22 protein-coding genes and 1 tRNA gene are annotated in these 22976 nt (G+C 51.6%); 5 read left to right on the top strand and 18 right to left on the bottom strand.

What is annotated here, in order from left to right; all coding sequences use genetic code 11:
• Positions 1-130: 130 nt before the first annotated feature.
• From J2T37_RS04535 to hrpA, 4 genes are all read right to left on the bottom strand, one after another.
• The gene (locus J2T37_RS04535) at positions 131-613 is read right to left on the bottom strand and encodes a hypothetical protein (RefSeq protein WP_253354095.1); all 483 of its coding nucleotides are present in this window, start codon (positions 611-613) and stop codon (positions 131-133) included.
• A 143-nt stretch (positions 614-756) separates the two neighbouring features.
• Positions 757-1329: a hypothetical protein gene (locus J2T37_RS04540; protein WP_253354098.1), complete on the bottom strand. Its 573-nt coding sequence runs from the start codon at positions 1327-1329 to the stop codon at positions 757-759.
• Positions 1317-2099, bottom strand: a complete 783-nt coding sequence (locus J2T37_RS04545; protein ID WP_253354100.1) for an ATP-binding protein — start codon at positions 2097-2099, stop codon at positions 1317-1319. Before J2T37_RS04545 ends, J2T37_RS04540 begins: the two co-directional genes overlap by 13 nt.
• 72 nt (positions 2100-2171) lie before the next feature.
• Complete coding sequence (hrpA, locus tag J2T37_RS04550; protein ID WP_253354206.1) at positions 2172-6392, bottom strand: ATP-dependent RNA helicase HrpA; 4221 nt, start codon at positions 6390-6392, stop codon at positions 2172-2174.
• A gap of 210 nt (positions 6393-6602) precedes the next feature.
• On the opposite strand from hrpA, the gene J2T37_RS04555 reads away from it, so the two are divergent.
• The 3 genes from J2T37_RS04555 to J2T37_RS04565 all read left to right on the top strand — a co-directional run bounded on the left by J2T37_RS04555 (position 6603) and on the right by J2T37_RS04565 (position 11028).
• Positions 6603-6679, top strand: a tRNA-Met gene (locus J2T37_RS04555).
• 309 nt (positions 6680-6988) lie between these two features.
• Positions 6989-8320, top strand: a complete 1332-nt coding sequence (locus tag J2T37_RS04560) for an MFS transporter (RefSeq protein WP_253354102.1) — start codon at positions 6989-6991, stop codon at positions 8318-8320.
• 41 nt (positions 8321-8361) lie between these two features.
• Complete coding sequence (locus J2T37_RS04565; protein WP_253354104.1) at positions 8362-11028, top strand: DEAD/DEAH box helicase; 2667 nt, start codon at positions 8362-8364, stop codon at positions 11026-11028.
• A 122-nt stretch (positions 11029-11150) separates the two neighbouring features.
• Here J2T37_RS04565 and J2T37_RS04570 read toward each other — a convergent pair whose 3' ends face one another.
• The 7 genes from J2T37_RS04570 to J2T37_RS04600 all read right to left on the bottom strand — a co-directional run bounded on the left by J2T37_RS04570 (position 11151) and on the right by J2T37_RS04600 (position 17143).
• Positions 11151-11687, bottom strand: a complete 537-nt coding sequence (locus tag J2T37_RS04570; RefSeq protein WP_253354105.1) for a c-type cytochrome — start codon at positions 11685-11687, stop codon at positions 11151-11153.
• A gap of 180 nt (positions 11688-11867) precedes the next feature.
• Positions 11868-13883 (bottom strand): OPT family oligopeptide transporter, encoded by a 2016-nt coding sequence (locus J2T37_RS04575; protein WP_253354106.1) that lies wholly within the window; start codon positions 13881-13883, stop codon positions 11868-11870.
• Positions 13884-14266: 383 nt separating this feature from the next.
• The gene (rlmH, locus tag J2T37_RS04580) at positions 14267-14737 is read right to left on the bottom strand and encodes a 23S rRNA (pseudouridine(1915)-N(3))-methyltransferase RlmH (protein WP_253354107.1); all 471 of its coding nucleotides are present in this window, start codon (positions 14735-14737) and stop codon (positions 14267-14269) included.
• Positions 14738-14761: 24 nt separating this feature from the next.
• Positions 14762-15217 carry a GNAT family N-acetyltransferase gene (locus J2T37_RS04585; protein WP_253354108.1) on the bottom strand — a complete coding sequence of 152 codons (456 nt, stop codon included), beginning with the start codon at positions 15215-15217 and terminating at the stop codon, positions 14762-14764.
• Between the two features lie 81 nt (positions 15218-15298).
• Complete coding sequence (gene rsfS, locus J2T37_RS04590) at positions 15299-15685, bottom strand: ribosome silencing factor (protein ID WP_253354109.1); 387 nt, start codon at positions 15683-15685, stop codon at positions 15299-15301.
• Between the two features lie 84 nt (positions 15686-15769).
• A complete protein-coding gene (gene nadD, locus J2T37_RS04595; RefSeq protein ID WP_253354110.1) occupies positions 15770-16378 on the bottom strand; it encodes a nicotinate-nucleotide adenylyltransferase in 609 nt (202 codons plus the stop codon).
• Positions 16379-16549: 171 nt separating this feature from the next.
• Positions 16550-17143 (bottom strand): beta-class carbonic anhydrase, encoded by a 594-nt coding sequence (locus J2T37_RS04600; RefSeq protein WP_253354112.1) that lies wholly within the window; start codon positions 17141-17143, stop codon positions 16550-16552.
• 155 nt (positions 17144-17298) lie between these two features.
• On the opposite strand from J2T37_RS04600, the gene J2T37_RS04605 reads away from it, so the two are divergent.
• Positions 17299-18186 carry an NUDIX hydrolase gene (locus tag J2T37_RS04605; RefSeq protein ID WP_253354114.1) on the top strand — a complete coding sequence of 296 codons (888 nt, stop codon included), beginning with the start codon at positions 17299-17301 and terminating at the stop codon, positions 18184-18186.
• Positions 18187-18199: 13 nt separating this feature from the next.
• Positions 18200-19156, top strand: coding sequence for an ABC transporter ATP-binding protein (locus J2T37_RS04610; protein ID WP_253354116.1), 957 nt, complete (start codon positions 18200-18202; stop codon positions 19154-19156).
• 114 nt (positions 19157-19270) lie between these two features.
• Here the strand turns inward: J2T37_RS04610 and J2T37_RS04615 are convergent, their stop codons facing one another.
• The 7 genes from J2T37_RS04615 to rpsM form a co-directional block, all read right to left on the bottom strand.
• Positions 19271-19558 (bottom strand): hypothetical protein, encoded by a 288-nt coding sequence (locus J2T37_RS04615; protein WP_253354117.1) that lies wholly within the window; start codon positions 19556-19558, stop codon positions 19271-19273.
• Between the two features lie 274 nt (positions 19559-19832).
• Complete coding sequence (locus J2T37_RS04620; RefSeq protein WP_253354118.1) at positions 19833-20021, bottom strand: hypothetical protein; 189 nt, start codon at positions 20019-20021, stop codon at positions 19833-19835.
• A gap of 100 nt (positions 20022-20121) precedes the next feature.
• Positions 20122-20496 carry a 50S ribosomal protein L17 gene (gene rplQ, locus J2T37_RS04625; RefSeq protein WP_253354119.1) on the bottom strand — a complete coding sequence of 125 codons (375 nt, stop codon included), beginning with the start codon at positions 20494-20496 and terminating at the stop codon, positions 20122-20124.
• 24 nt (positions 20497-20520) lie between these two features.
• Positions 20521-21507, bottom strand: a complete 987-nt coding sequence (locus J2T37_RS04630; protein WP_253354120.1) for a DNA-directed RNA polymerase subunit alpha — start codon at positions 21505-21507, stop codon at positions 20521-20523.
• 25 nt (positions 21508-21532) lie between these two features.
• Positions 21533-22153: a 30S ribosomal protein S4 gene (gene rpsD, locus J2T37_RS04635; RefSeq protein ID WP_123795178.1), complete on the bottom strand. Its 621-nt coding sequence runs from the start codon at positions 22151-22153 to the stop codon at positions 21533-21535.
• 19 nt (positions 22154-22172) lie between these two features.
• Entirely contained in the window at positions 22173-22568 is a 396-nt protein-coding gene (rpsK, locus tag J2T37_RS04640) for a 30S ribosomal protein S11 (protein ID WP_002216249.1), read from the bottom strand.
• Between the two features lie 19 nt (positions 22569-22587).
• Positions 22588-22950 (bottom strand): 30S ribosomal protein S13, encoded by a 363-nt coding sequence (gene rpsM / locus J2T37_RS04645; protein WP_253354121.1) that lies wholly within the window; start codon positions 22948-22950, stop codon positions 22588-22590.
• Positions 22951-22976: the final 26 nt, after the last annotated feature.

Here is a 22976-nt window from a genome sequence, read left to right on the forward strand (position 1 = left end):
CGGGTAAGGGATTACCTGAAGTCAGACGGCCTGCAATGTGCATAATTAACCGTGTTTGATGTTACTGACCGACGGGTTGGCAACACAGTTGCTACATAGGAATTTGATGTTTCATGTTGGCTACGCTTGCTTATGCTACACAATCTTTATATGAATTGGGTAGATATTCAGCATGAATTTCTTCCAAATACTTACGAGCGGATTCATCATCGGCAGCATAATTCAATTGCTCTCGATAAAGTTTTAATCTTACTTTTGCATTACTAATCACTTCCGACCAAGTCATGATAAAAATTTCTACATTATCTAATGCATAAACTCTACCTTTGGGAATATCCTTCTGATTAGCCTCATTCTGTGCCATTCTGTCAAACTCGTTCGAAACAGCAATAAATTTCCATCTACATTTATCTTTTACAAACCTTTCATCCTCTGCAACAGCTACAGCATAACTTTTAAGCTGCCCGATAATATCTAGATTAATCCTTTGACTTGGCCTTTTTAATTCAACTACCAAATAGTCAAACTCACCTTCCCTTACTTCAACTTTTTTATGCAACATTAAATCTACACGGCCACTACTTTTTCCGTCAATTTTAACCGTAGTTTCCATATCTATATCATCTTTTCTCTTTCCAAGTAGAGAAATGTGATTTTCTAATACTTTCTTGAGACCTAATTCTGACCCTGTTAAGTTATATTGTTCACTAAAGACCCAAGATTCCTTTTCTAAAATTTTATGTAACTCATCTCTTTCTAAAAGAGTTTTTTATTTTCAGGAGCGAAAATTAACTCCTCTAACCCTTCTAAAAAATTTAGACGGTCAGCAACAATCTTTGTAGATTTTATTATAGATGATAAAGTTGTCTTATCTAACAACTCTGCTAAAATTTCCTGATCTCTCTTATCTAGACTTAGAACCTCTGAAATAATTTTCTGAATCGCTGATGGATTATCTTGTAAAGCTTGAGATAAAAGCTTAAACGTAAATCTTTTAGATGTAGTATCGTATTGTTTAAACTTTGGAAGTTTTTCTTCTACATTAACTGCTAAAATATTAAAAATATCTTGCTCCATACTCAAAATATTTCCACTCCCCTCTTTACACTCATATGGATAAATTCCTTCCTGTACCCATCTTTGAACGCGTTCCATATTCTCGCTATCACGTTTATCTTTGAAATGCTTATTTAAAGATTCAAATAGTTTAATATTTAATTTTCCCCAATCTTCATCCATCTCTATCAATGCAATATTTCCATCCTGATTTAGCCTATCAATAAGTGAGCTGCATAAATATGCAGAAAATGAATATCCTAAAGAACGCAACTTTCTTCCTGAATCATAGGTATCCAGAACTGATCCATTTTCCTTACACAAAAAAAGTTTTTTTCTGTAATATCTTTCCATTCAATTAATCTAACCTCATGACTGCCTGCAACGCTTGGACAATCTATTTTTATAGTTGTATTTGATTCCACAGCATCATTTGGATCTATTTTTTCCCCGGATATGTATATATTTACACTTGGATATGTAAAAAGATAACTAGAGAAGATTACGGTCAATTTTTCCTTTAATAAGGAAAAATCATAACCTGCTACACTATCTAACAACTCCGTTACTTCAACTATTGTTCTTGTTGATTTTAAATAAGATTTATTATTTTCAGAAAACTCCACTTCATGTAAATTACTAGATTTTGCTAGAATAGAATATGCAAAAAATTCATTATCTTCTTTATAAATAGTTTTCCAATTTACAACTCTACCTAAAGCAAAAGCTTTAAATCTTCCCTCTCCTTTTTCCCCATGTAAACTTTTACCTCCCCTAGTGTGCGTATACCCCTTTTTCCATGAGTTTCCAAGATTTGAAAAAGCCCTATCAGCTTTTAACAATGGCATTCCATCACCATTATCAGAAATGGTGATTTTATCTGCGCCAAAAGCTCCTTCAGAAATATTAATTTTTATATCAGTAGCATCAGCATCAAGTGCATTCCATATTAACTCAGCAATTGCTTTATCAATTGTAGATTTGGAAAGCCTTTGTAAATGGTCAATCCCTGCAGATACATTTTTAATATACGAGTTTGACATAAGTAATTCTCCTATAAAATATTCAGTCCAAATTTTACGAAATTTAATAATAATTAAATTATCTGTGCCCCATTATTCTATACTCCCCCACTCCTTCAACAACCTTTTCACCGAAACCGGATAAGGCGTCTTCAACTCCTGCGCAAACAGCGACACGCGCAGCTCTTCTATCGCCCAGCGGAAAGCGGCGAGGCCGTCTGAAACCGGCAGACCTTGTTTCACTAATGTATCGGTTTTCTTGCGCCACATCTGTTCCAATTCCTGAATATCGGCTTCGCGGGTGGCGTCGCGGGCAGGGTTGCTGCTGTATTTTTCCATGCGCAGGGTCATGGCTTTGAGGTACACGGGCAGGCGCGGCCATTGGCTCCAGGGGGTTGCGGTGGCAAAACCGAGGTAGAGCAGAGTTTCTACGCGGCCGCGCAAAAGGTGGGTGAGCGGGTGTTTGCCGAGTTTGCCGTTCAGCTCGGCGTAGGCGGCTGCGGTGTCTTGCAGGTAGCGGCTCACGGCTTCTTTAACGGCGGGCAGGCGGCTGCGGGCGCGTTTGAGCTGCTCTTTAAAGGCTTTTTCGCTGCGCGGCAGCCCGTCCTCGCCGATAAAGGCGCGGTCGCACACGGCTTGGGTGAGGTCTTCGCGCAGGGTGTCGGCGGGGATATGCTTGAGCAGCATGGCGGCTTGGGTAAAGCCTTGCAAGCCTTTATTCAAATCCTTAACCTGCTCTTTTAATTGCAGTTTCATCAGTTCGATAACGCCCTGCCGGTGGGCTTGTGCGGCGGCTTCTGGGGTATCGAAGAGGCGCAGGGCGATGTTGCCGTTTTTTTCTTTGGCCAGCGCGAGATAGCCTTGCAACTGCTGTTTGCCGCGGGCGAACTTGATGGATTCGGGCAGCGTGCCGATGTCCCATGCGGTAACTTTGTCGCGCTCGAATTCTTGGGTGTTGTCGCGGAAGGTCACGGCGGCGGCTTGGCCGAGCTGTTGCTGCAATTCGTGCAACACGCGCTCGCCGGCGAGCTCCTGTCCGCCGTCATCGACCACGCGGATGTTGACGTAGCAGTAATCGGGCAGTTTGAACGCCGCCCATTCGTCTTGGTTTATCTGCGCCAACACGCGCATATCGCCGGCGGTTTTGGCGATAAACCGCGCCAGCTGCGGGATAATCGGCTCGCGGCGGTCGGGGTTGCTCTCCAAGAATTTGGTGGTAAATTCGGGCACGGGCACGCAAATGCGCCGCACTTGTTTGGGCAATGCTTTGATTAAAAGCTGGATTTTTTCGCGCAACATACCGGGTACCAGCCATTCCAGTTCGGCGGCGGGCAGGCGGTTGAGCGAGGTCAGCGGCAGGGTCAGGGTCACGCCGTCGAGCGGGTGGTGCGGCTCGAAGCGGTAGGCCAGTTTGAATTTGCCGTCGGAAGACGGCCAGAATTTGGGGAACTGCTCCTCGGTAATGTGCGCAGCGGTGTGCTGCATGAGGTCGTCGCGGTTGAGAAACAGCAGGCGCGGGTTGTCCTGCCCGGCGCTTTTCAGCCAGGCGAGGAAAGTGCGGATGTCGGCAAGGGGGTAGGTTTTTTGTTTGGCCGACGGCACTTGATGACCGGCTTTTCGTAAGGTGGGTTTTAACCCACCATGTTCCACAAGTGCATCAGATGGTGAGTTAAAACCCACCCTACTGTCATACTGCCCTCTCCCCAACCCTCCCCCACGAGGGGAGGGAACAGCTTGCTGTTGATGGTCGGCATTTTCAGACGGCATGGCGTGTTCCACTGCCGCCGCGTCCGCCCAACCATCGGCGGTTTTTACCAATAAATGCGGCAAGCGTTGGTTGTAAAATTCAAACAAAATCTCATCATCCACCAACACATCCTGCCGCCGCGCTTTGTTTTCCAAATCGACGATTTCGGCAATCAGTTTTTTGTTGTGGGCAAAAAAGGCCGTCTGAATATCGGCTTCCTGCGCCACCAATGCGCGGCGAATAAACAATTCGCGCGCTTCTTCGGGCGCGACTTTACCGTAGGCAACGGCGCGACGCGGCAACACGGTCAGGCCGTAGAGGGTTACGCGCTCACTCGCCACCACTTCGCCGCGCTTCTGTTCCCAATGCGGCTCGAAATAGTGGTAGCGCACCAAATGCCCCGCTTCCTGCTCTATCCATTCGGGCTGGATGGCGGCGGCATCGCGGGCATAGAGTTTGCCGGTGTCAGTCAGCGAAGCGGCCATCACCCATTTGGGTTTGGCCTTAAACAGCGCGGAAGCGGGGAACAAATGGAAACGGCTGCCGCGCGCACCGGTGTAGTCGTTGCCGTCGGGCGATTTGAGGCCGACGTTGGCGATCAGGCCGGTGAGCAGGGCGCGGTGGATTTGCTCGTAGCCCGCTTCTTTGGCGGCGCGGATGTCGGCGCGGTGCTGTTTTTTGTCCAACTGTTTTTGTTTCAGTTTGGTGGATAAATCTTGATCGCCGGTGTTTTCAGACAGGCTTAGCTGCGCCTGCACCGGAGGCCGTCTGAACGCATTTTCTTTGCTTGCCAAACCAAGTTCGATGGCGATTTCCGCCAGTTGACGGTGCAACTCGCGCCATTCGCGCATGCGCAGATGCGACAGGAAATATTGATGGCACCACTGCACCAGCTGCTTGTTAGACAAACCTTTGTCGCGCTCGCGCTGGAAGCTGTCCCAAATATTCAGATAGGCCAGAAAATCCGACTGCTTGTCGGTAAAACGCTCGTGCGCTTTGGCGGCGGCCTCCCGCGCTTCCAACGGGCGTTCGCGCGGATCCTGAATCGACAGCGCGGCCACAATCACCAGCATTTCCTGCACGCAGTCGTGTTTTTTCGCCGCCAGCAGCATACGCGAGATTTTCGGATCTATGGGCAGGCGCGACATTTGTTCGCCGAGTTTGGTGAGTTCGTTTTTATCATCCACCGCGCCCAGTTCCTGCAACACTTGGAAACCGTCGTTGATATAGCGCTGGTCGGGCGCTTCGAGAAACGGAAACGCCGCTACATCGCCCAGCCGCAGCGCCGCCATGCGCAAAATCACCGCTGCCAAATTGCTGCGGATGATTTCGGGGTCGGTAAACGTAGGCCGTTGGTTAAAATCGTCTTCCGCATACAGGCGGATGCACACGCCCGCCGACACGCGGCCGCAACGCCCCGCCCGCTGGCGCGCCGCCGCCTGCGAAATTTTTTCCACATGCAGCTGCTCCACCTTCGCCCGCGCCGAGTAGCGTTTTACCCGCGCCAAGCCGGTATCAATCACATATTTAATCCCGGGCACGGTGAGCGAAGTTTCCGCCACATTGGTCGCCAAGACGATACGGCGTTTTTTGCCGTCGGGTCGGAAAATCTTGTGCTGCTCCGCCGCCGACAGCCGCGCAAACAGCGGCAGAATCTCATCGTTGCGCCGCGTCGGGGATTTGCGCAAAGCCTCCGCCGCCTCGCGGATTTCGCGCTCGCCCGGCAAAAACACCAGAATATCGCCCGCGCCATAACGCGCCAGCTCATCCGCCGCGTCCGCAACCGCTTCGGGAATGTCGATTTCCGCCTCGTCTTCGTCTTTTTCGTTTAAGGGGCGGTACAACACCTCCACCGGATAAGTGCGCCCGCTCACTTCCAATACCGGCGCATTGTTGAAATGTTGGGAAAAACGCTCTGCATCGATGGTGGCCGAAGTGATGATGACCTTCAAATCCGGGCGGCGCGGCAGCAGTTTTTTCAGGTAGCCGAGCAGAAAATCAATGTTCAGGCTGCGCTCGTGCGCCTCGTCGATAATAATCGTGTCGTAGGCCGACAGATAACGGTCGGTCTGCGTTTCCGCCAGCAAAATACCGTCGGTCATCAGCTTCACATAAGCGTTACGCGAAGTGTTGTCGGTAAAGCGAACCTTGTAGCCTACCGCCGCGCCGATTTCGCTGTGCAGCTCCTCCGCAATCCGCTCCGCCACCGAACGCGCCGCCAAACGGCGCGGCTGGGTATGGCCGATTAAACCCGCCGCACCGCGCCCGAGTTCCAAACAAATCTTCGGCAACTGTGTGGTTTTGCCCGAACCGGTTTCGCCGCAGATAATCGTTACCTGATGGTTTTGAACCGCATTTTTAATGTCGTCCAAACGCTCGTGCACCGGCAAATCGCCACTGTATTGCGGCTGCGGCAGATTTCCCAAGCGTTGCAGATAGGCTTCGTGCGATTTTTGGTATTTTTTCTGCACCGCCTCCGTACCGCTGTAGCGTTGCGGATTTTTAAAGGCTTGGGCAAGGAAATGGCGGTCTTTGGATAAGGTTTGGGCTAAATCGGGGCGGGACATGGTGCGGCGTTTCAAATCAAAATCAATAAAACGCAATTATAGCAAAAGGCCGTCTGAACCGTTGGCCGCAAACCATCTGCGCCAGCTGCGCTGCCCACCCGCAAACCGCTTTCAGACGGCCTTTTAACCACTGCCGAGGCCGTCTGAAAATTATTTCCGCCCAAACGCTTGACAATTTCTCCTGCATTCGGTATAGTTTAATTCTTCTGACGCGGGGTGGAGCAGCATGGTAGCTCGTCGGGCTCATAACCCGAAGGTCGTAGGTTCGAATCCTGCCCCCGCAACCAAATGACGAAAGCCCGCTTGCAAGCGGGCTTTTTTGTATTTACAGTTTCCGTAACAGCCGTTCCCATTTTTCTTTGCCGCCTCCCGCCCACCATCTCCTTATCTTTTTTCTTCTATTGCACCGTTTTGCTGCCTTTTCGCCGCATATTCCATCATTTTTTCTATCCGCCTAGCTGCTGCCGCTGGACGATAGTGTTAAAGATGGTTATATTATGTCTTTTTGTGATATTAAACGATTGCCTGCTGCTCAAGGCAACAAGGACGACGGCATTTCTACCGCCTGATGAAAAACCATATCAATCGGGATTTTTATGACTGCAACACACGCGAAAGACCAGTTACGCAACAACCCCTATAAGGTGGCGATTGCCTCCATGGTGGGTACGGCTATTGAGTTTTACGATTATTATGTTTATGCGGCGGCGGCCGTATTGGTGTTTAACACCCAATTTTTTGACAAGAGCAATCCGACGGTGGCGATTTTGCTGTCGCTTTCGACTTTGGCGCTGGCATTTTTTGCCCGCCCCATCGGTTCGGCTTTGTTCGGTCACTTCGGCGATAAAATCGGCCGTAAGAAAACATTGGTCGCTTCGCTGCTGACCATGGGCCTTTCTACTATTTTTATCGGCCTGCTGCCGACATATGAGCAAATCGGCGTATGGGCGCCGCTGCTGCTGTGTTTGTGCCGTGTGGGTCAAGGCTTGGGCTTGGGCGGCGAATGGGGCGGCGCGGCGCTGGTGGCGACGGAAAATGCGCCGGAAGGCCGCCGCGCTTGGTTTGGCACGTTCCCGCAGCTGGGTGCCCCCATCGGCCTGTTTTTGGCCAACGGGGTGTTTTTCCTGATTAGCTCGGTGATTGGCCATGACGCGCTGGTCGAATGGGGCTGGCGTATTCCGTTCCTGCTGTCGGTGGTTTTGGTGGCACTCGGCCTGTGGATGCGCCTGACGCTGAACGAAAGCCATGTCTATCAGGAAGCAGAAGCGGAAGGCCGCACCAAAGACGCGCCGGTAAAAGAGGTATTTGCCAAACACTGGAAACCGATTATCCAAGGCACATTCATCATGACGGCGACGTATGTATTGTTTTACATCATGACCGCATTCGTACAGGTGTATTCCAAAACACCGGCCGGCGTATCGGAAAACGGCCATCCGCTCGGCTTGGGTATTCCGGCCAATACCTTTACCGGCTTCCTGCTGATTGCGGCGGTGGTGTTCGGCATTGCCGTCAGCTTCTCCGGCATTTATGCGGATAAAGTCGGTCGCCGCAAATTCCTGCTGTACGTATCGGCGGCGATTCTGATTTTCGGCCTGTGTATGCCGCTGTTCCTAACCGGCGGTACGCCTGCTTCGGTCTTGGCCTTCCTGATTGTCGGCATGATTCTGATGGGCATGACCTTCGGCCCGATGGCGGCGCTGCTGCCGGAATTGTTCCCCACTGAAGTGCGCTACTCCGGCTCGTCGCTGGCGTATAACCTGGCTTCGATTGTCGGCGCTTCCGTGGCAACGCTGGTGGCCATCGAATTGAACCGTACCTACGGCATCATCGGCGTGGGCATTTATCTGGCGGTCAACGCGGCCTTGAGTATCATCGCGCTCTTGGCCACCCACGAAACCAAAGACGTGGATTTGTCGAAAGTGTAAGCTTCCGCCCAATCTGATGAAAAAGGCCGTCTGAAAACAGCATGTCTGCTGGTTTTTCAGACGGCCTTTTCTTGTCAACACAAGCGCTCTGCCCGTACACTGGCAGCGTTTACCCTTCCGCCGATATTATGTCCCATACGCTGCCTCCTTTAAGCGAACTGCTCTCTGTTTTCTCCACCGCCACGGTGCGGCAAAGCCGCGACTGTGTGGGGCAGATTGTTTTATCCACGCTCAACATTCAAGACGACGGGCAAAACATCGTGGCTTATGCCGAAGTGGACGAGGCATATAATTATGAATGCAGCGTATGTTACAACCGCCGTTTGCGCAAAATCAGCAAAACCCGCTGCAACTGTACTGTCGGACACCGCTGCAAACACGCCGCCGCATTGGTTCGCCTGCTGCATGCGCAGCTGAACGCAACGGAAAGCATTACGGCCGATACCGCCAACGTCTATGGCACGCCGCAGCCGTTTATCCGTTTCGGACAGGTATCCGGCGGGAAAGCCGGATCGGGTGGCAAATGCCCGCCCAATCCGCGTATCCATGCGCACATCGGATTCCGCTATCCCTGCGGCACAGTTGCCGCCCACAGCACAACGGCTTATTTCATCGGCAAGCACGACGGGCAAAACGTGCGCCAATACCGCGATGAAGCTGCCGAAACCGCCGCTTTAACCGCCTTGAAAAACTTACTGCCGTCGCTTGCTTGGCAAACCCGGAATGGCGGTGCATGGGTACGCGAACAAGATATTTTTGCCGCCCTGCTGCCGCACAATCGCTTGGCCGACAACGGCTGGCAGGTTGAACACCGCGCCGACAGCCCTGTCCGCGTTCTGACGGTCTCGGCTGCGGAGTGGGTACTCAAGGAAAGCGGTGAAAACTGGTTTGACATCGGCGCCACGATAACTGCCGCTGACGGCGCGCGCTATGATTTTCTCGATATTGTCGCCGAGCTGTTGGCGCAACACCGCTATCTGCTCGATCCCGACATCGCCGATAAGCTGCCGCCCGAGCATTACTTTACCGTTTCCGTCGGTGCAGACCGTCCGCCGCTGGCCGTGCCGCTGCAAGACATTTTGCCGGTGGCGCAACATTTGCGCGGGCTGTTTGAACGCGGCAACCGCCGTATCGACGCTTACGACGCCGCGAACCTGTCCGAACAGGCGCAAAATTCAGGCATAACTTGGCAACTGCCGGACAAACTAAACTTACTGGCGGAAAAGCTGAAACAGGGCTACTCATCCAGTCTGCCCACACCGGCAGGATTCAACGGCAAACTGCGCCCCTACCAGCAACAGGGTTTGGCGTGGCTGCAATTTCTGCGCGATACGGAACACGGCGGGATTTTGGCCGACGATATGGGCTTGGGTAAAACCGCGCAAACGCTGGCTCATATCCTGCTGGAAAAGCAGGCAGGCCGTCTGAAAAACGCGCCGGTGTTGATTGTTGCGCCCACTTCGCTGATGGGCAACTGGCAGAAAGAAGCCGCCAAGTTCACCCCCGATTTAAAGGTCTTGCTGCTGCACGGCGACAAGCGCAAAGAAGCGTTGGCCCATATTGCCGATTACAATATGGTATTGACCACCTACCCGCTGCTGCCGCGCGACGAAGAATCGCTTCTGCCTTATTCGTTCCATCAAATCATTCTCGATGAAGCGCAAAACATCAAAAATCCGCGCAGCAAGGCGGCGCAGGTGTTACGCCGTCTGAAATCCGCGCACAGATTATGCTTAACCGGCACGCCGCTGGAAAATCATTTGGGCGAACTGTGGTCGCTGTTTCACTTTCTTATGCCCGGCTTTCTCGGCAGCCAAGAAGACTTCAACAAAAAATACCGCCATCCGATTGAGAAAAAAGGCGACAGTGAAATGCGCCAGCGGCTTGTCCGCCGCGTGCGCCCGTTTGTGTTGCGCCGTCTGAAAAGCGAAGTGGCCAAAGAGCTGCCGCCGAAAACCACCATCGAGGTATCGGTGGAAATGAATGACGCGCAATCCAAGCTCTACGAATCCGTGCGCGCCGCCATGCAGCAAAACATCCGCCAAATCATCGCCGAACAGGGCTTTAAACGCAGCCAAATTCAGATTCTCGATGCGCTGTTGAAACTGCGCCAAGTGTGCTGCTCGCCCGCGCTGTTAAAAGCCGAAACCCTGCCGGAAAAGGGCAAAAAATCCGCCAAAAGGCCGTCTGAAATTGAGTCGGCCAAATTGGTGCAACTGAGCGAAATGGTGCAAAGTCTGGTCGGCGAAGGGCGCAAGATTCTGATTTTCTCGCAATTTACCACCATGCTGGGCTTGATTGGCAACGAGTTGGACAAACTCGGCATTGCGTGGGTCAAGCTCACCGGCCAGACCAAAAAGCGCAGCGAAGTGATTGAAGCGTTCCAACACGGCGACATTCCCGTGTTCCTCATCAGCCTGAAAGCAGGCGGCACAGGCTTGAACCTGACCGCCGCCGATACCGTTATCCACTACGACCCGTGGTGGAATCCCGCCGCCGAAAGCCAAGCCTCCGACCGTGTCTGGCGCATCGGACAGGACAAGCCGGTGTTTGTCTATAAGCTGATTACGGCGCGCAGCATTGAGGAAAAAATTACCGCGCTGCAACAGAAAAAAGCGCAGCTGGCCGAATCGGTATTGTCCGCCGATCACGAGGACGGGGCAAAATGGAGCGAAGCAGATGTGATGGCGCTGCTGGAAGGATTTTAAGCGTTTGAATGACCGCAAGCGCATGAACACCAGCCTGCGGCGTTCCCAATCAAAAATGCCGTCTGAAAACCTTTACGTTTTCAGACGGCATTTTCCATTTTTAGCGCGATGAGTAGTCCGCCTTAATCCTTGCGGAATGTGCTGTGGCAGGATTTGCAGCTTTGGCCGACTTCGCCGAACGGCGCTTTGACCGCTTCCAGCGTGCCCTCTTTGGCGGCGGTGTTCAGCGCAGCAACGGCAATGACGAAATGGTCGGCTTCTTTTTTAAATTCAGCGGCTTTCGTCCACACTTCCGGCTTGGCTTCGGATTCCAAAGTCGCGCTCTCTTCGGTGTAGTGCGCCCACGGTTTGTCGGCGTTTTCATTCAAAATACCGGCGGCGGTTTGGAAGGCGGCGGCGTTGAAATCCACATCGCCTTTTACCATTTTGCCCATCACGCCGAAGTTTTCTTTAAACAGCTTCATCAGGCGCTCGCGCTCGTTGACATCCTCAGTCGCGCCAACGGCGGCGATGGGTGAAATGGCGGAAGCCTGCGCGTCGGAAGCGGCGATTTGCGCCACCGGTGCGGACGAGGCGGCAGCGGATTGGTCAGCTTGGCCGCCGCACGCGCCCAACAGCAGCGCGGAAAGAGTGGCCAAAGCCAGCAGGGTTTTGTTCATGGTTGTATCCTTGTGATATTTTTTAATATGGCCGCTTTGTAGTGGCGTTGCGCGGAATGTAACAGAGCTTGGGCGCGGCGCAAAGCGCAGATTGCTTTTTTGCGTTTGTTAACACAAAAGGCCGTCTGAAAACCCGCGACATCATGCGGGTTTTCAGACGGCCTTTGCGTATCTAGCAGTTTAACGGCCTGCTTTCAATACGCTCTTGGTAAAAGCAATTACGCCGATTACAAAACAGAGCAAGCCCAGCCAGGTGGCGGCGCTGTCCCAGTTGGCTAGATTCAGCGCCAGCGGCGCGTCCGAGCCGCCGTTGGTGACGGATACGGCGATAATCAGCGCCATCACCACACCAATCAGACTTTCGCCGACAATCAGACCGGCGGAAAACAGCGTACCGATGCGTTCGGCGTTTTTCAGACGGCCTTCGACGTTGTTTTTGTTGCGGCTAATCAGGTGTTTCAACACCGCTGCCAACACCGCGCCGACCACAATCGGCATGTTGACAGATGGCGGCAGGTAAATGCCCATGCCGACCGCCAACACCGGCAGGCTGTATTTGCCCGCCGAGGATTTTTTCAGCACCACATCCAGCGCAATCAACACCGCGCCGATGGCAACGCCGGTAAAGATGTAGTCCCATTGCAGGTTGTGCGCGAAAATGCCCGACGCGATGGTGGTCATCAGCGTGGCCTGCGGCGCCGCCAGCGCCTGCGCCGCGTCCATGCCTTCGCGCGGCATGGCGCCGGTAAAGCCGTAGGCTTCATACAGCAATTCCAACACCGGCGAAATCACCAGCGCACCGACTACGCAGCCGATAATCAAGGCCACCTGCTGACGCCACGGCGTGGCTTTGACCAGATAGCCGGTTTTCAAATCCTGCAAATTGTCGTTGGAAATCGAGGCCACGCAAATCACGGCCGAGCCGCAAAACAGCGCCAGCGCCAGCAAAAACGAGCGGTTGGCTTCGTCGGCAAACAGCCCGGCCGATTCGCCCACCACCAGCAATACCAGCGAAATCACCACAATCGACACAATGCCGATACCGGAAATCGGGCTGGACGACGAGCCGACCAAACCGGCCATATAGCCGCAGGCCGCCGCCACCAAAAAGCCGATAACCGAAGCCAGTAACGTGCACACCACCACCAACAGCCAAGCCAGGCCACCGGAAATGTGCGAGGCGTCGATAAAATGGTAAAAGCTCACGCCCAACACCAGCATCATGCCCAATGCCCATAAAATCATGGCTTTGGGCGACAAATCCTGTTCCACCCGCTCGGCCGGTGCTTCCGAACCGCCCTTCAAGGTGCGCAGCGACATTTTCATGCCCTCGGCCACCGGTTTGAGCAGGGTCAGCAGCGTCCATACCGAGGCAATACCAATCGTACCCGCCCCGATAAAGCGCACTTTTTCTTTCCACAGCTGCATGGCAAACGCCGCCATTTCCACACCCTCAGGCTGCGGCAGTGTGGCAGAAAAATAGGGAGCAGCACCGCCCCAAGCAATCAAAATACCGACCAAAATAGCAATGCCGCCGGTCAGACCGACCAGATAGCCCGCGCCCAAAAGCGCCAGCGAAAAGCCCATCGGTAGTTGGAAAATCGCACCGCCGCTTTTAAACCAATAGCTGGCGCTGTCGGCAATCACGCGCAGGCCGCCGGTGAGGAAGCTGACCAGTCCGGCCAGCATACCGCCCGCCGCAATCTCGCGGATACCGCTGCCGCCCTGCTGCGCAGCGCCGTCTTCATGGCTGCCGACCTTCAAAATCTCAGCCGCCGCCACGCCCTCGGGATACGGCAAATCGCTTTTCACTACCATCGCATAACGCAGCGGAATGGTGAAAATCACGCCCATAATCCCGCCCGACATACACAGCAAAGCGGTTTGCCAAAACGGAAAACCGCTCCAGTAACCCATCATCAACAGGCCGGGCAGCACGAAAATAATCGTCGAGAGCGTACCCGCTGACGACGCCTGCGTCTGCACCATATTGTTTTCTAAAATATTGCTGCCTTTAAAAAACTTCAATACCGCCATCGAAATCACCGCCGCCGGAATCGACGAGGCGAAAGTCAGGCCGACTTTCAGGCCGAGATAAACGTTGGACGCGGTAAACACCACGGTAATCAGCGCGCCGAGTATCATGCCGCGCAGCGTCAGCTCGCGGTATCCGGCGTATGGGTCATGATGTGCCATGTTTTGCCTTTGCTGTTGTTGTCGAATAGGCGGTATGATGTTTTCTCTGCAAGGAAATGTCAAGTTTTGTTGCGCGGGCGTTAGGTAGTATGGATAAAGACAGGCAAAGGCCGTCTGAACATTTAATTTTTCAGACGGCCTTTGAGGGGTATGCACTCAAGATAAGTCAATAGAGTATCTCTTTTTAGATTTCAGCAATGCATTTTGTTAATAAGCAGACAAAATCCTCAAGGATTCGTCATTCCCGCGCAGTCGGGAATCCAGAAGCTTAATATTTCTGTTATGTTTTGAGGTATCAGGAATCCAAACGTCTGGATTCCCGACTGCGCGGGAATGACGAAAATCTAGTGATTTTCTATCTAATGAACCGTTACCAACCCGACCTACTCCCGATGATACGGATGGTTGTGCAGAATCGACACGGCGCGGTAGAGCTGCTCGGTCAGCAATACGCGTACCATGCCGTGCGGCAGGGTCAGGCTGGAGAGGCGCAACATCAGGCGCGCCTGCTGCTTGAGGGTGTCGGTCATGCCGTCGGCACCGCCGATAACAAAGCAGACGTGTTCGCCGTTTTGCTGCCATTGTTTCAGGTGTTCCGCCAGCTCGACCGAAGTCGGCGCTTTGCCGCGCTCGTCCAACACCACCAGATACGCGCCCGGCGGGACGGCTTCGAGGATACGCTTTTCTTCCGCTGCCATGCCCTGCGCCGCATTCACACCCGCGCCGCGCTTTTCCGGTTTGATTTCTTTGAGGGTGTAATTCACGTCGCGGCCGAAACGCTTGGCATACTCGCCCACGGCCTCATCCACCCAACGCGGCATTTTGGTGCCGACGGCCAAAACGGTGATGTTCATATTCCTCTTTCTTATAAAAGTTTTTCAGATGGCCGGAAAATCGCGGCGGAATTGTACCATGTCAGTTTGACGCGCCATTTTCCGGTACAGCGCTTGTGCGCTCTGATTGTCGGCAGCAGTCACCCAATAAACGCGGTTCAACCCTTCCGCTTCAGCAAACGCATATACCGTTTCAATCAGCCGCCGTGCTACTCCCTGACGGCGGGCGTTTTCAGCAACAAACAAATCCTCTAGATAGCAGCAATCCGTGGTATTCCATGTGTTTGGGTGTCGAACAGTATGCACGAAGCCCAGCATAGCTCCATTATCTGCAAACGCTCCCCAGCCGTTTAGCAACGGATGCGCCATCAGTTTGTGCCATGTTTGCAGACTGATGCTGTCGTCCAATTCTGTTTGGTAAAAATCCAAACATGCTACCCATAAACCGCGCCAAGCCTGATAATCGGCAGCAACCAGAGGGCGAATAACCATTTCCGACATAATGATTCCTTCTAAGAAAAAGCCGTCTGAAAACAGCCTTGTGGTTTTCAGACGGCCTGCATGATTCCGAATCAATCCGACTTAATCCGCCGCATGCCACGGCTTGGTCGCGCCTGCGTGGAAGCTCGGTTTTTCGCCGCCCCACAGGGTGTCGATGTCGTAAAAATCGCGCACGGCGGGCAGCATGACATGTACCACCAAATCGCCTGCGTCCACCAGCGTCCATTCGCCGCTGTCGCCTTCGGTGCTCAAAATCTCGAAACCGGCTTCTTTCAAATCCACCGCCACATTATTGGCCAAGGCTTTGACTTGGCGGGTAGAGTCGCCGCTGGCGATAATCATGCGCGCAAACAGCGAGGTTTTTTCTTGGGTTTCCAAAACGGAAATGTCTTTGGCTTTGATGTCTTCCAGCGCGTTGACGGCGACTTCTACCATTTTTTGCAGGTCGAGCAATTCTTGTTCGTTCATGTGTTTCCAATAAATACTGTTGAATAGGGGGGATTATATAGATAAGTTGATGTATTTCCAATACAAGGCCGTTTTTCAGACGGCCTAACGGTACAAACCGCGTGCGCCGATATAGTCGGCCACGGCTTTGGGCACGCTGTCGTTAATGCGTTCGCCTTTTTTCAGACGGCCGCGCAGTTCGGTAGAGCTGATGTTCATCAACGGCGCTTGTAAAATCTTGACGCAGCCGGTTTGCAGGCCTTCGCCCAGCCAGGCGTGCAGCTCGCGCGGGGCTTGATTGAGGCTGTCGCCCCAGCGCATGGCAATGGCGATGTTCACTTGGCGCACCAGCGTCTGCCATTTTTTCCACGTGTGCAGCTTCATCAGGCTGTCGCTGCCCAAGAGCCACCATAATTGCGCACCGGGAAACTGCTGGCGGAAAATCTGTACGGTGTCGAAAGTATAGGTTGCACCTTCGCGCACGATATCGCAGTTGCTGACGGCAAAGCGCGGCTCGTCCGCTACCGCCAGCTCTACCATCGCCAAGCGGTCTTTGGCGGCGGTTCGGGTGGCTTGGTCTTTGTGGTAAGGGTCACCTGCGGGCAGGAACACAACCATCTCAAGGCCGAGTTCGTCGGCGAAGGCACGGGCGATGTGCAGATGGCCGTTGTGGACGGGATCGAATGTGCCGCCGAAAAGTCCGATGTTTTTCATCAAAAATTCCTTAATGGTTGAAACCCCGCCATTTATGGCAGTAGGATCAGGGTCTATTCAGGCGGAGCGTAACCCCGTTTGAATCAGGGCAACACATAGGGCTGCGCCTTATGTGCAGTCCTGTGTGTTGAAACATCATAAGGTTTGCGAATCAGGTGAACGGTTTAAGGGTTAAGCCGGTTGGCCGTCTGAAACGGCAGGCGGCAGGCTGCCGTCCACCACCAGATTGAGCTTGCCGGTGGTCGGGTGGATGACCAGACCGTGCACAGCGATATGCACGGGCATCAGCGGATGGCGGCGGATAACGGATACGGTATGGCGTACGCTGTCTTCGACGTTGTCAAAGCCGGTCAGCCAACTGTCCAAATCAATGCCGGCGCTTCGCAGGGTGTCGATGCGGTCTTGCGGAATGCCGGCGGCGACGGCTTTATTCAGAAAACTGTCGGCGTGGAGCTTCTGCATACCGCAATCGTGGTGGGCAATGACCATGATTTCTTCGGCTTTCAATTCCAATACGGCCACCAGCAGGCTGCGCATGACCGAACCCCACGGATGGGTCACCAACGCACCGGCGTTTTTGATGATTTTGGCGTCGCCGTTTTTCAAACCGAGCGCGTGCGGCAGCAGCTCGATAATGCGCGCGTCCATGCAGGACAACACCGCCAGCTTGCGGTCGGGGTATTTGCCGGTGAGAAATTCGCCGTAGCCGCCGGATTCGACAAATTGTTGGTTGTAAGACAAGATGGTTTGCAATTCGCTGCTCATGGCGCGGCCTTTCTTTTTTTGATGTGTGCAACCCTGCATTATAGCCTGTTTCTGTGGCGGGGTCTGTCGGCGCGGCAATTCTGTGCCCGCCCGTATCGGTTGCAAATCGGCGCGGAGCGGTTACAATCATGCCTTATTGCTTTGAGAATATTGAGATGTCCGAGTGCCCTTCTTTTGCCGAACCGCTGCCCTTATCCGTTCACGATGCCTTGTGGCAATGGGCGCAAGCGCATTACGGTCTGCACGGAGACTGGCAAACTTTGCGGCTCAACGGCCTGCCTTTAGGCCGCGTTAACCTGCATTGGTCGGCGCGAATCAAACAAGATTGGCAGGGCATTCTGCACGAATCTTCAGACGGCCTCGACTTGGCTGCCGACAGCTGGCTGGCGCTGGGCGACGGTTTGCAGCATATGGCCTTTGAATGGAAATGCCTCGGGCTGTTGCACGGCTGGCGTGATGAGCGCTTCGATGTCTGCGATGAGCGCGGTCAGGTGCTGTTTGCGCTGGAGCGCGCCGCCTTCCGTCCGCTCGGTTTACTCAGCCATGCGGTGCATTTGAACGGTCTGACCTGTATCGACGGTGAATGGCGCTTTTGGATCGGCCGCCGCAGTGCGCATAAAGCGGTTGATCCCAACAAACTGGACAATCTGGTTGGCGGCGGTATCGCCAGCGGCGAAGACGTCACCACGGCCATGTTGCGCGAAAGTGAGGAAGAGGCCGGTTTGCTGCCCCAACACCTAAGCGCTTTGTCGCTGCGCAACCGTGTGCACAGTCTGCGCCCGGTCAAACGCGGCCTGCACAATGAAATTCTGTATATCTTTGATGTGGTGCTGCCGTCTGAAATCCAGCCGGAAAATCAAGACGGCGAAGTGGCCGGATTCGAGCTGCTGGACATTCCCCGACTAACGCAGGCCATGCTGCAAGGTGAGATGATGGACGACGCGCAGTTGGTCACGCTGGATGCGTTTTTGCGCTACGGTCTGCTGTATCAAGAACACCCATTATCCCTTTGGCTCACCGACTTGCAACGTCAGGCCGTCTGAAAAATAGCCCGTTATGCTGCAACTTACCCACCTCTATAAATCATTCGGCAACAAAACCGTTGCCACCGATATCAATCTGGACATCGCTGCCGGAAAGCTCTTGGCGGTATTAGGGCAATCCGGCTGCGGCAAATCCACGCTGCTGAAAATGATCGCCGGACTGGAAACGCCCGACAGCGGCAAAATCAGTTTAAACGGTACCGACATAACCGCAATGCCGTCTGAAAAACGCAATATCGCGCTGATGTTTCAAGATTACGCCCTATTCCCGCATTTAAACGTCATAGACAACGCCGCCTTCGGCCTGAAAATGCGTGGCGTTACTAAAGCTGAAGCCAAGCAACGCGCCATGCAGCTATTGACCGAAGTCGGCTTGGCACATGAAGCCGACCGTCGCGTAGAAAAACTCTCCGGCGGCGAACAGCAACGCTTAGCACTCGCCCGCGCACTGGTTACCCGCCCCGACGCCTTGCTGCTCGACGAAGCCTTCTCCAGCCTAGACAGCCATCTTCGCCAGCAGCTGCGCGAACTGGCAACCAGCCAAATCCACAAATACGCCATTCCTACTATTCTTGTGACCCACAGCCCCGAAGAAGCACTCGGTATAGCCGATTCTATCGCAGTCATGCACAATGGGCAGATTCTGCAATACGGTACACCGCACCAGTTACTGCACCATCCAAGCAGTCGGGAAACCGCCCTGCTGCTGGGTTTACCCAATGTCAACGAGCAGATTTATATCCCGCAAAACGCCATCAGCCTGACTACTGATGCGCCGCTCTGTCCCGTTATCAGCGTAACCGAACTGCCGGAAAGCATATGTGTTTGCTGCCGTCATCCGCAGTATGGTGCAATACATGTTTACTGCACAGCAGAAATTATTACCAAAATGGAATTATCGAACGGCATACCGATTCACATTCATCAGGAACGGATTATCCGTTTTTCTAAAACACTTGATATACAGTAATTAAAGATTAAAAAGCACCATCTAATGATGGTGCTTTTTAATCTATCAATACCATGGCCGATATGATTTCAATTCTATCAGGATATTTTACTCTTAAAACTAAAGAAACTAAGATTAAAACACATTGCTGTTACAAAAAGTCGAATTGCCGATTTTGTTACAAAAGGTATTGATATTACGCGGTCTGTTCATATTTTGAATGGCAAGATTTCTATCAGCAGCTTCTTGGGCAGCAATAGCGGCTTGCAGACGCTGTCCGGCAAATTGAAGGTCTGCATTGGTTACATTACGGCTCGTCACAGTTGCTGTATAGCGATGTGTTTTAGATTGCACAGGAATTTGATTCTTGTAAGTTGCAACTGCCCCCCAACCATATAGCCTGACAGGGAACAGTCGGTGCAAACCCTTGATTCAACTCTCTTTCACCAATCCTATAATGCAACGTTGTAGGCGTATAACCTTTAAATTGACCACCACAAACCAATCTTGCAGCTTGCGGGGCAGAATCATGGGTAAGGTACAGGCCTGAAGCACAACCATGCAAACCCATAGAAGCCGAAAGCAATATCACAATGGATCGATATCTTTTTAACATGCTACGCCCTATTTTCTTGTAATCGTGATGATTAAATGATTAGCTCCATGCTCATAATCGAATTGGTAAGCAGGGTTTTCATCAATAATCCGCTGCATTGCCGATTTGACTGTTGCGGGTATAGTGCAATAAAATGGTCACATTTTCTTCAGTTACGCCAGGTTCATTTTTTAAGTTATCTATTTTGTTTTGTACTGTACTATTAATCAACTGATAAGATGTCATTCTCGCACTCCATAAGGTATTTTTGTTTAGCAGAGATTGTTTCACTTGCTCCGTCAAGAGCAAGTGAAAAGCACTATAGTGCTTTTCAAAAATGCATAAAAAAACCCCACCTATTTTTATAGGTGGGGTTTTTACTTTATGCCGATTACTCGGCTGCTTCCGCAGCCTTGTCAACCAGTTCGACCAATGCCAAAGGAGCATTGTCGCCTTTACGGAAACCGTATTTCAGCACGCGAACATAGCCGCCATTACGGGCTGCAAAGCGCGGACCTAATTCGTCAAACAGTTTAACTACAACATCGCGGTCGCGGGTGCGGTCAAATGCCAAACGGCGGTTAGCCAAAGAAGGTTTTTTACCCAAGGTAATCAAGGGCTCTACTACGCGGCGCAATTCTTTTGCTTTCGGCAAAGTAGTCACGATGGTTTCGTGAGTCAGCAAAGAGTTTGCCATATTGCGCAGCATCGCAGCGCGGTGGCTGCTGGTACGGTTTAATTTGCGGTTACCATTACGATGACGCATGTCATTATCCTTTAATCTTCAAACTTACGGCTTTTCTAAGCCTACAGGCGGCCAAGCTTCTAATTTAGAACCCAGTGTCAGACCTTTAGAAGCCAACACTTCTTTGATTTCATTCAAAGATTTACGACCCAAATTCGGAGTTTTGAGAAGCTCGGTTTCAGTACGTTGAATCAAATCGCCAATATAATAAATATCTTCAGCTTTCAGACAATTAGCTGAACGTACGGTTAATTCCAAATCATCTACCGGACGCAACAGAATCGGATCGATCGGCGGCGCTTTTTCTTCCACCTCTTCTACCGGTGTACCCTGCAGGTCGGCAAAAATAGACATTTGGTCAATTAAGATACGTGCGGCACTACGAACAGCTTCTTCCGGATCAATGGCACCGTTGGTTTCAATATCTAAAACCAATTTATCCAAGTCGGTACGCTGTTCGACACGTGCGGGTTCAACTTCAAAGCTAACACGGCTGATGGGCGAAAAGCTCGCATCCAACTGAATAGCACCAATCTGACGGTTTTCATCGCGGGTAACGCGTTGACCGGTAACTGATTGATAGCCGCGGCCTTGCTCAACTTTGATTTCCATCTCAATTTGGCCGTTGTCGGACAAATGACAAATAACATGTTCAGGATTCAAAACTTCCACATCATGTGTCAGTTCGATATCGCCGGCCGTAACCGTACCGGCACCTGATTTTTTCAAAGTCAACCGAGCTTCAGTACGGCCGTGCAATTTGAATACAATACCTTTAATGTTCAGCAAGATATCTACAACATCTTCCTGAACACCGTCAACAGTCGAGTATTCATGCAACACACCGCTGATTGCAACTTCGGTAGGAGCAAAACCATTCATGGATGACAGTAAGATACGACGCAAAGCATTACCTAAAGTATGGCCAAAACCACGTTCAAAAGGCTGCATAGATACTTTAGCACGGGTAGTGGACAAGGTATCGACATCAATTTGACGAGGTTTCAAAAATTCGGTTGTGCTGTTTTGCATTTAACTGTCCCTCACTGAGCTAGCATTATTTAGAGTAGAACTCTACCACCAGCTGTTCATTAATATCGCCAGTCAATTCTGAGCGATCCGGCATATTTTTAAATACGCCTTCCAATTTGTCTGCATCCACAGAAACCCAGCTTGGCAGACCAATTTGAGTAGCCAGACTCAGCGCTTCTTGAATACGTACTTGTTTTTTCGCTTTTTCGCGAACAGCAACCACATCACCTGCTTTAACTTGGAAAGAAGGAATATTGACTACTTGACCGTTTACGGTAATCGCTTTATGAGAAACCAGCTGACGGGCTTCTGCGCGGGTAGAACCGAAACCCATACGATATACAACATTATCTAAACGGGATTCCAACAATTGCAGCAGCAATTCACCAGTAGAACCTTTACGGCGTGCAGCTTCTGCAAAATAACGGCGGAACTGACGTTCCAATACGCCATAAATACGGCGGATTTTTTGTTTTTCACGCAATTGCAAACCGTAGTCTGACAAACGCGGCTTTTTCGCACCATGCTGACCAGGTGCAGAATCCATTTTACATTTTGAATCCAAAGAACGGCGTGCGCTCTTCAAAAACAGATCCGTACCTTCGCGGCGTGCTAATTTACATTTAGGGCCAATATAACGTGCCATGTTTCAAATCACTCCAATATTAAATACGACGTTTTTTAGGTGGACGGCATCCGTTATGAGGCAACGGGGTAACGTCGGTAATGCTGGTAATTTTGAAACCAAGAGCGTTGAGCGCACGTACAGAAGACTCACGACCAGGACCAGGACCCTTAATGCGTACTTCTAGATTTTTAACGCCATACTCTTGGGCAACTTTACCAGCTGCTTCTGCTGCTACCTGAGCAGCAAACGGTGTACTTTTACGAGAACCTTTAAAACCAGCGCCGCCAGAGGTAGCCCAAGACAACGCATTGCCTTGACGGTCGGTGATTGTAATGATGGTATTGTTAAAAGAAGCATGTACATGCACAATACCTTCGCTTACGGTTTTACGTACTTTTTTACGTACACGCGAAGCTGTGTTTGCTTTAGCCATTAATCAAATTCCTTAAATATTATTTCTTACCGGCAATCGCCTTACGCGGACCTTTACGGGTACGTGCGTTAGTGCGAGTGCGTTGACCACGACAAGGCAGACCACGACGATGACGGAAACCACGGTAGCAACCCATGTCCATCAGTCGTTTAATGCTCATTGTCACTTCACGGCGCAAATCACCTTCTACTTCATATTTGGCAACTTGTTCACGCAAAGCGTCCAACTGAGTCTCGTCCAAATCTTTTGCTTTTACAGTAGGAGCAACATTTGCTGCTTCGCAAATCAATTTAGCACGAGTCGCACCGATACCGTAAATAGCCTGCAGGCCAATTACGATATGGGCATTATTAGGGATATTCACCCCTGCAATACGAGCCATATTTTTTCCTTTTTAGGGCAAAGTGT

It is taken from the genome of Neisseria perflava (genome assembly GCF_024170405.1).
In the GTDB taxonomy this organism is placed as follows: Bacteria; Pseudomonadota; Gammaproteobacteria; order Burkholderiales; family Neisseriaceae; genus Neisseria; species Neisseria perflava_B.

Excerpts from the sequence above, each read along its gene's own strand:
- J2T37_RS04535 (WP_253354095.1), bottom strand. The coding sequence starts at position 613 with ATGGAAACTACGGTTAAAATTGACGGAAAAAGTAGTGGCCGTGTAGAT.
- J2T37_RS04545 (WP_253354100.1), bottom strand. The coding sequence starts at position 2,099 with ATGTCAAACTCGTATATTAAAAATGTATCTGCAGGGATTGACCATTTA.
- hrpA (WP_253354206.1), bottom strand. The coding sequence starts at position 6,392 with ATGTCCCGCCCCGATTTAGCCCAAACCTTATCCAAAGACCGCCATTTC.
- J2T37_RS04560 (WP_253354102.1), top strand. The coding sequence starts at position 6,989 with ATGACTGCAACACACGCGAAAGACCAGTTACGCAACAACCCCTATAAG.
- J2T37_RS04565 (WP_253354104.1), top strand. The coding sequence starts at position 8,362 with ATGTCTGCTGGTTTTTCAGACGGCCTTTTCTTGTCAACACAAGCGCTC.
- J2T37_RS04570 (WP_253354105.1), bottom strand. The coding sequence starts at position 11,687 with ATGAACAAAACCCTGCTGGCTTTGGCCACTCTTTCCGCGCTGCTGTTG.
- J2T37_RS04575 (WP_253354106.1), bottom strand. The coding sequence starts at position 13,883 with ATGGCACATCATGACCCATACGCCGGATACCGCGAGCTGACGCTGCGC.
- rlmH (WP_253354107.1), bottom strand. The coding sequence starts at position 14,737 with ATGAACATCACCGTTTTGGCCGTCGGCACCAAAATGCCGCGTTGGGTG.
- J2T37_RS04585 (WP_253354108.1), bottom strand. The coding sequence starts at position 15,217 with ATGTCGGAAATGGTTATTCGCCCTCTGGTTGCTGCCGATTATCAGGCT.
- rsfS (WP_253354109.1), bottom strand. The coding sequence starts at position 15,685 with ATGAACGAACAAGAATTGCTCGACCTGCAAAAAATGGTAGAAGTCGCC.
- nadD (WP_253354110.1), bottom strand. The coding sequence starts at position 16,378 with ATGAAAAACATCGGACTTTTCGGCGGCACATTCGATCCCGTCCACAAC.
- J2T37_RS04600 (WP_253354112.1), bottom strand. The coding sequence starts at position 17,143 with ATGAGCAGCGAATTGCAAACCATCTTGTCTTACAACCAACAATTTGTC.
- J2T37_RS04605 (WP_253354114.1), top strand. The coding sequence starts at position 17,299 with ATGTCCGAGTGCCCTTCTTTTGCCGAACCGCTGCCCTTATCCGTTCAC.
- J2T37_RS04610 (WP_253354116.1), top strand. The coding sequence starts at position 18,200 with ATGCTGCAACTTACCCACCTCTATAAATCATTCGGCAACAAAACCGTT.
- rplQ (WP_253354119.1), bottom strand. The coding sequence starts at position 20,496 with ATGCGTCATCGTAATGGTAACCGCAAATTAAACCGTACCAGCAGCCAC.
- J2T37_RS04630 (WP_253354120.1), bottom strand. The coding sequence starts at position 21,507 with ATGCAAAACAGCACAACCGAATTTTTGAAACCTCGTCAAATTGATGTC.
- rpsD (WP_123795178.1), bottom strand. The coding sequence starts at position 22,153 with ATGGCACGTTATATTGGCCCTAAATGTAAATTAGCACGCCGCGAAGGT.
- rpsK (WP_002216249.1), bottom strand. The coding sequence starts at position 22,568 with ATGGCTAAAGCAAACACAGCTTCGCGTGTACGTAAAAAAGTACGTAAA.
- rpsM (WP_253354121.1), bottom strand. The coding sequence starts at position 22,950 with ATGGCTCGTATTGCAGGGGTGAATATCCCTAATAATGCCCATATCGTA.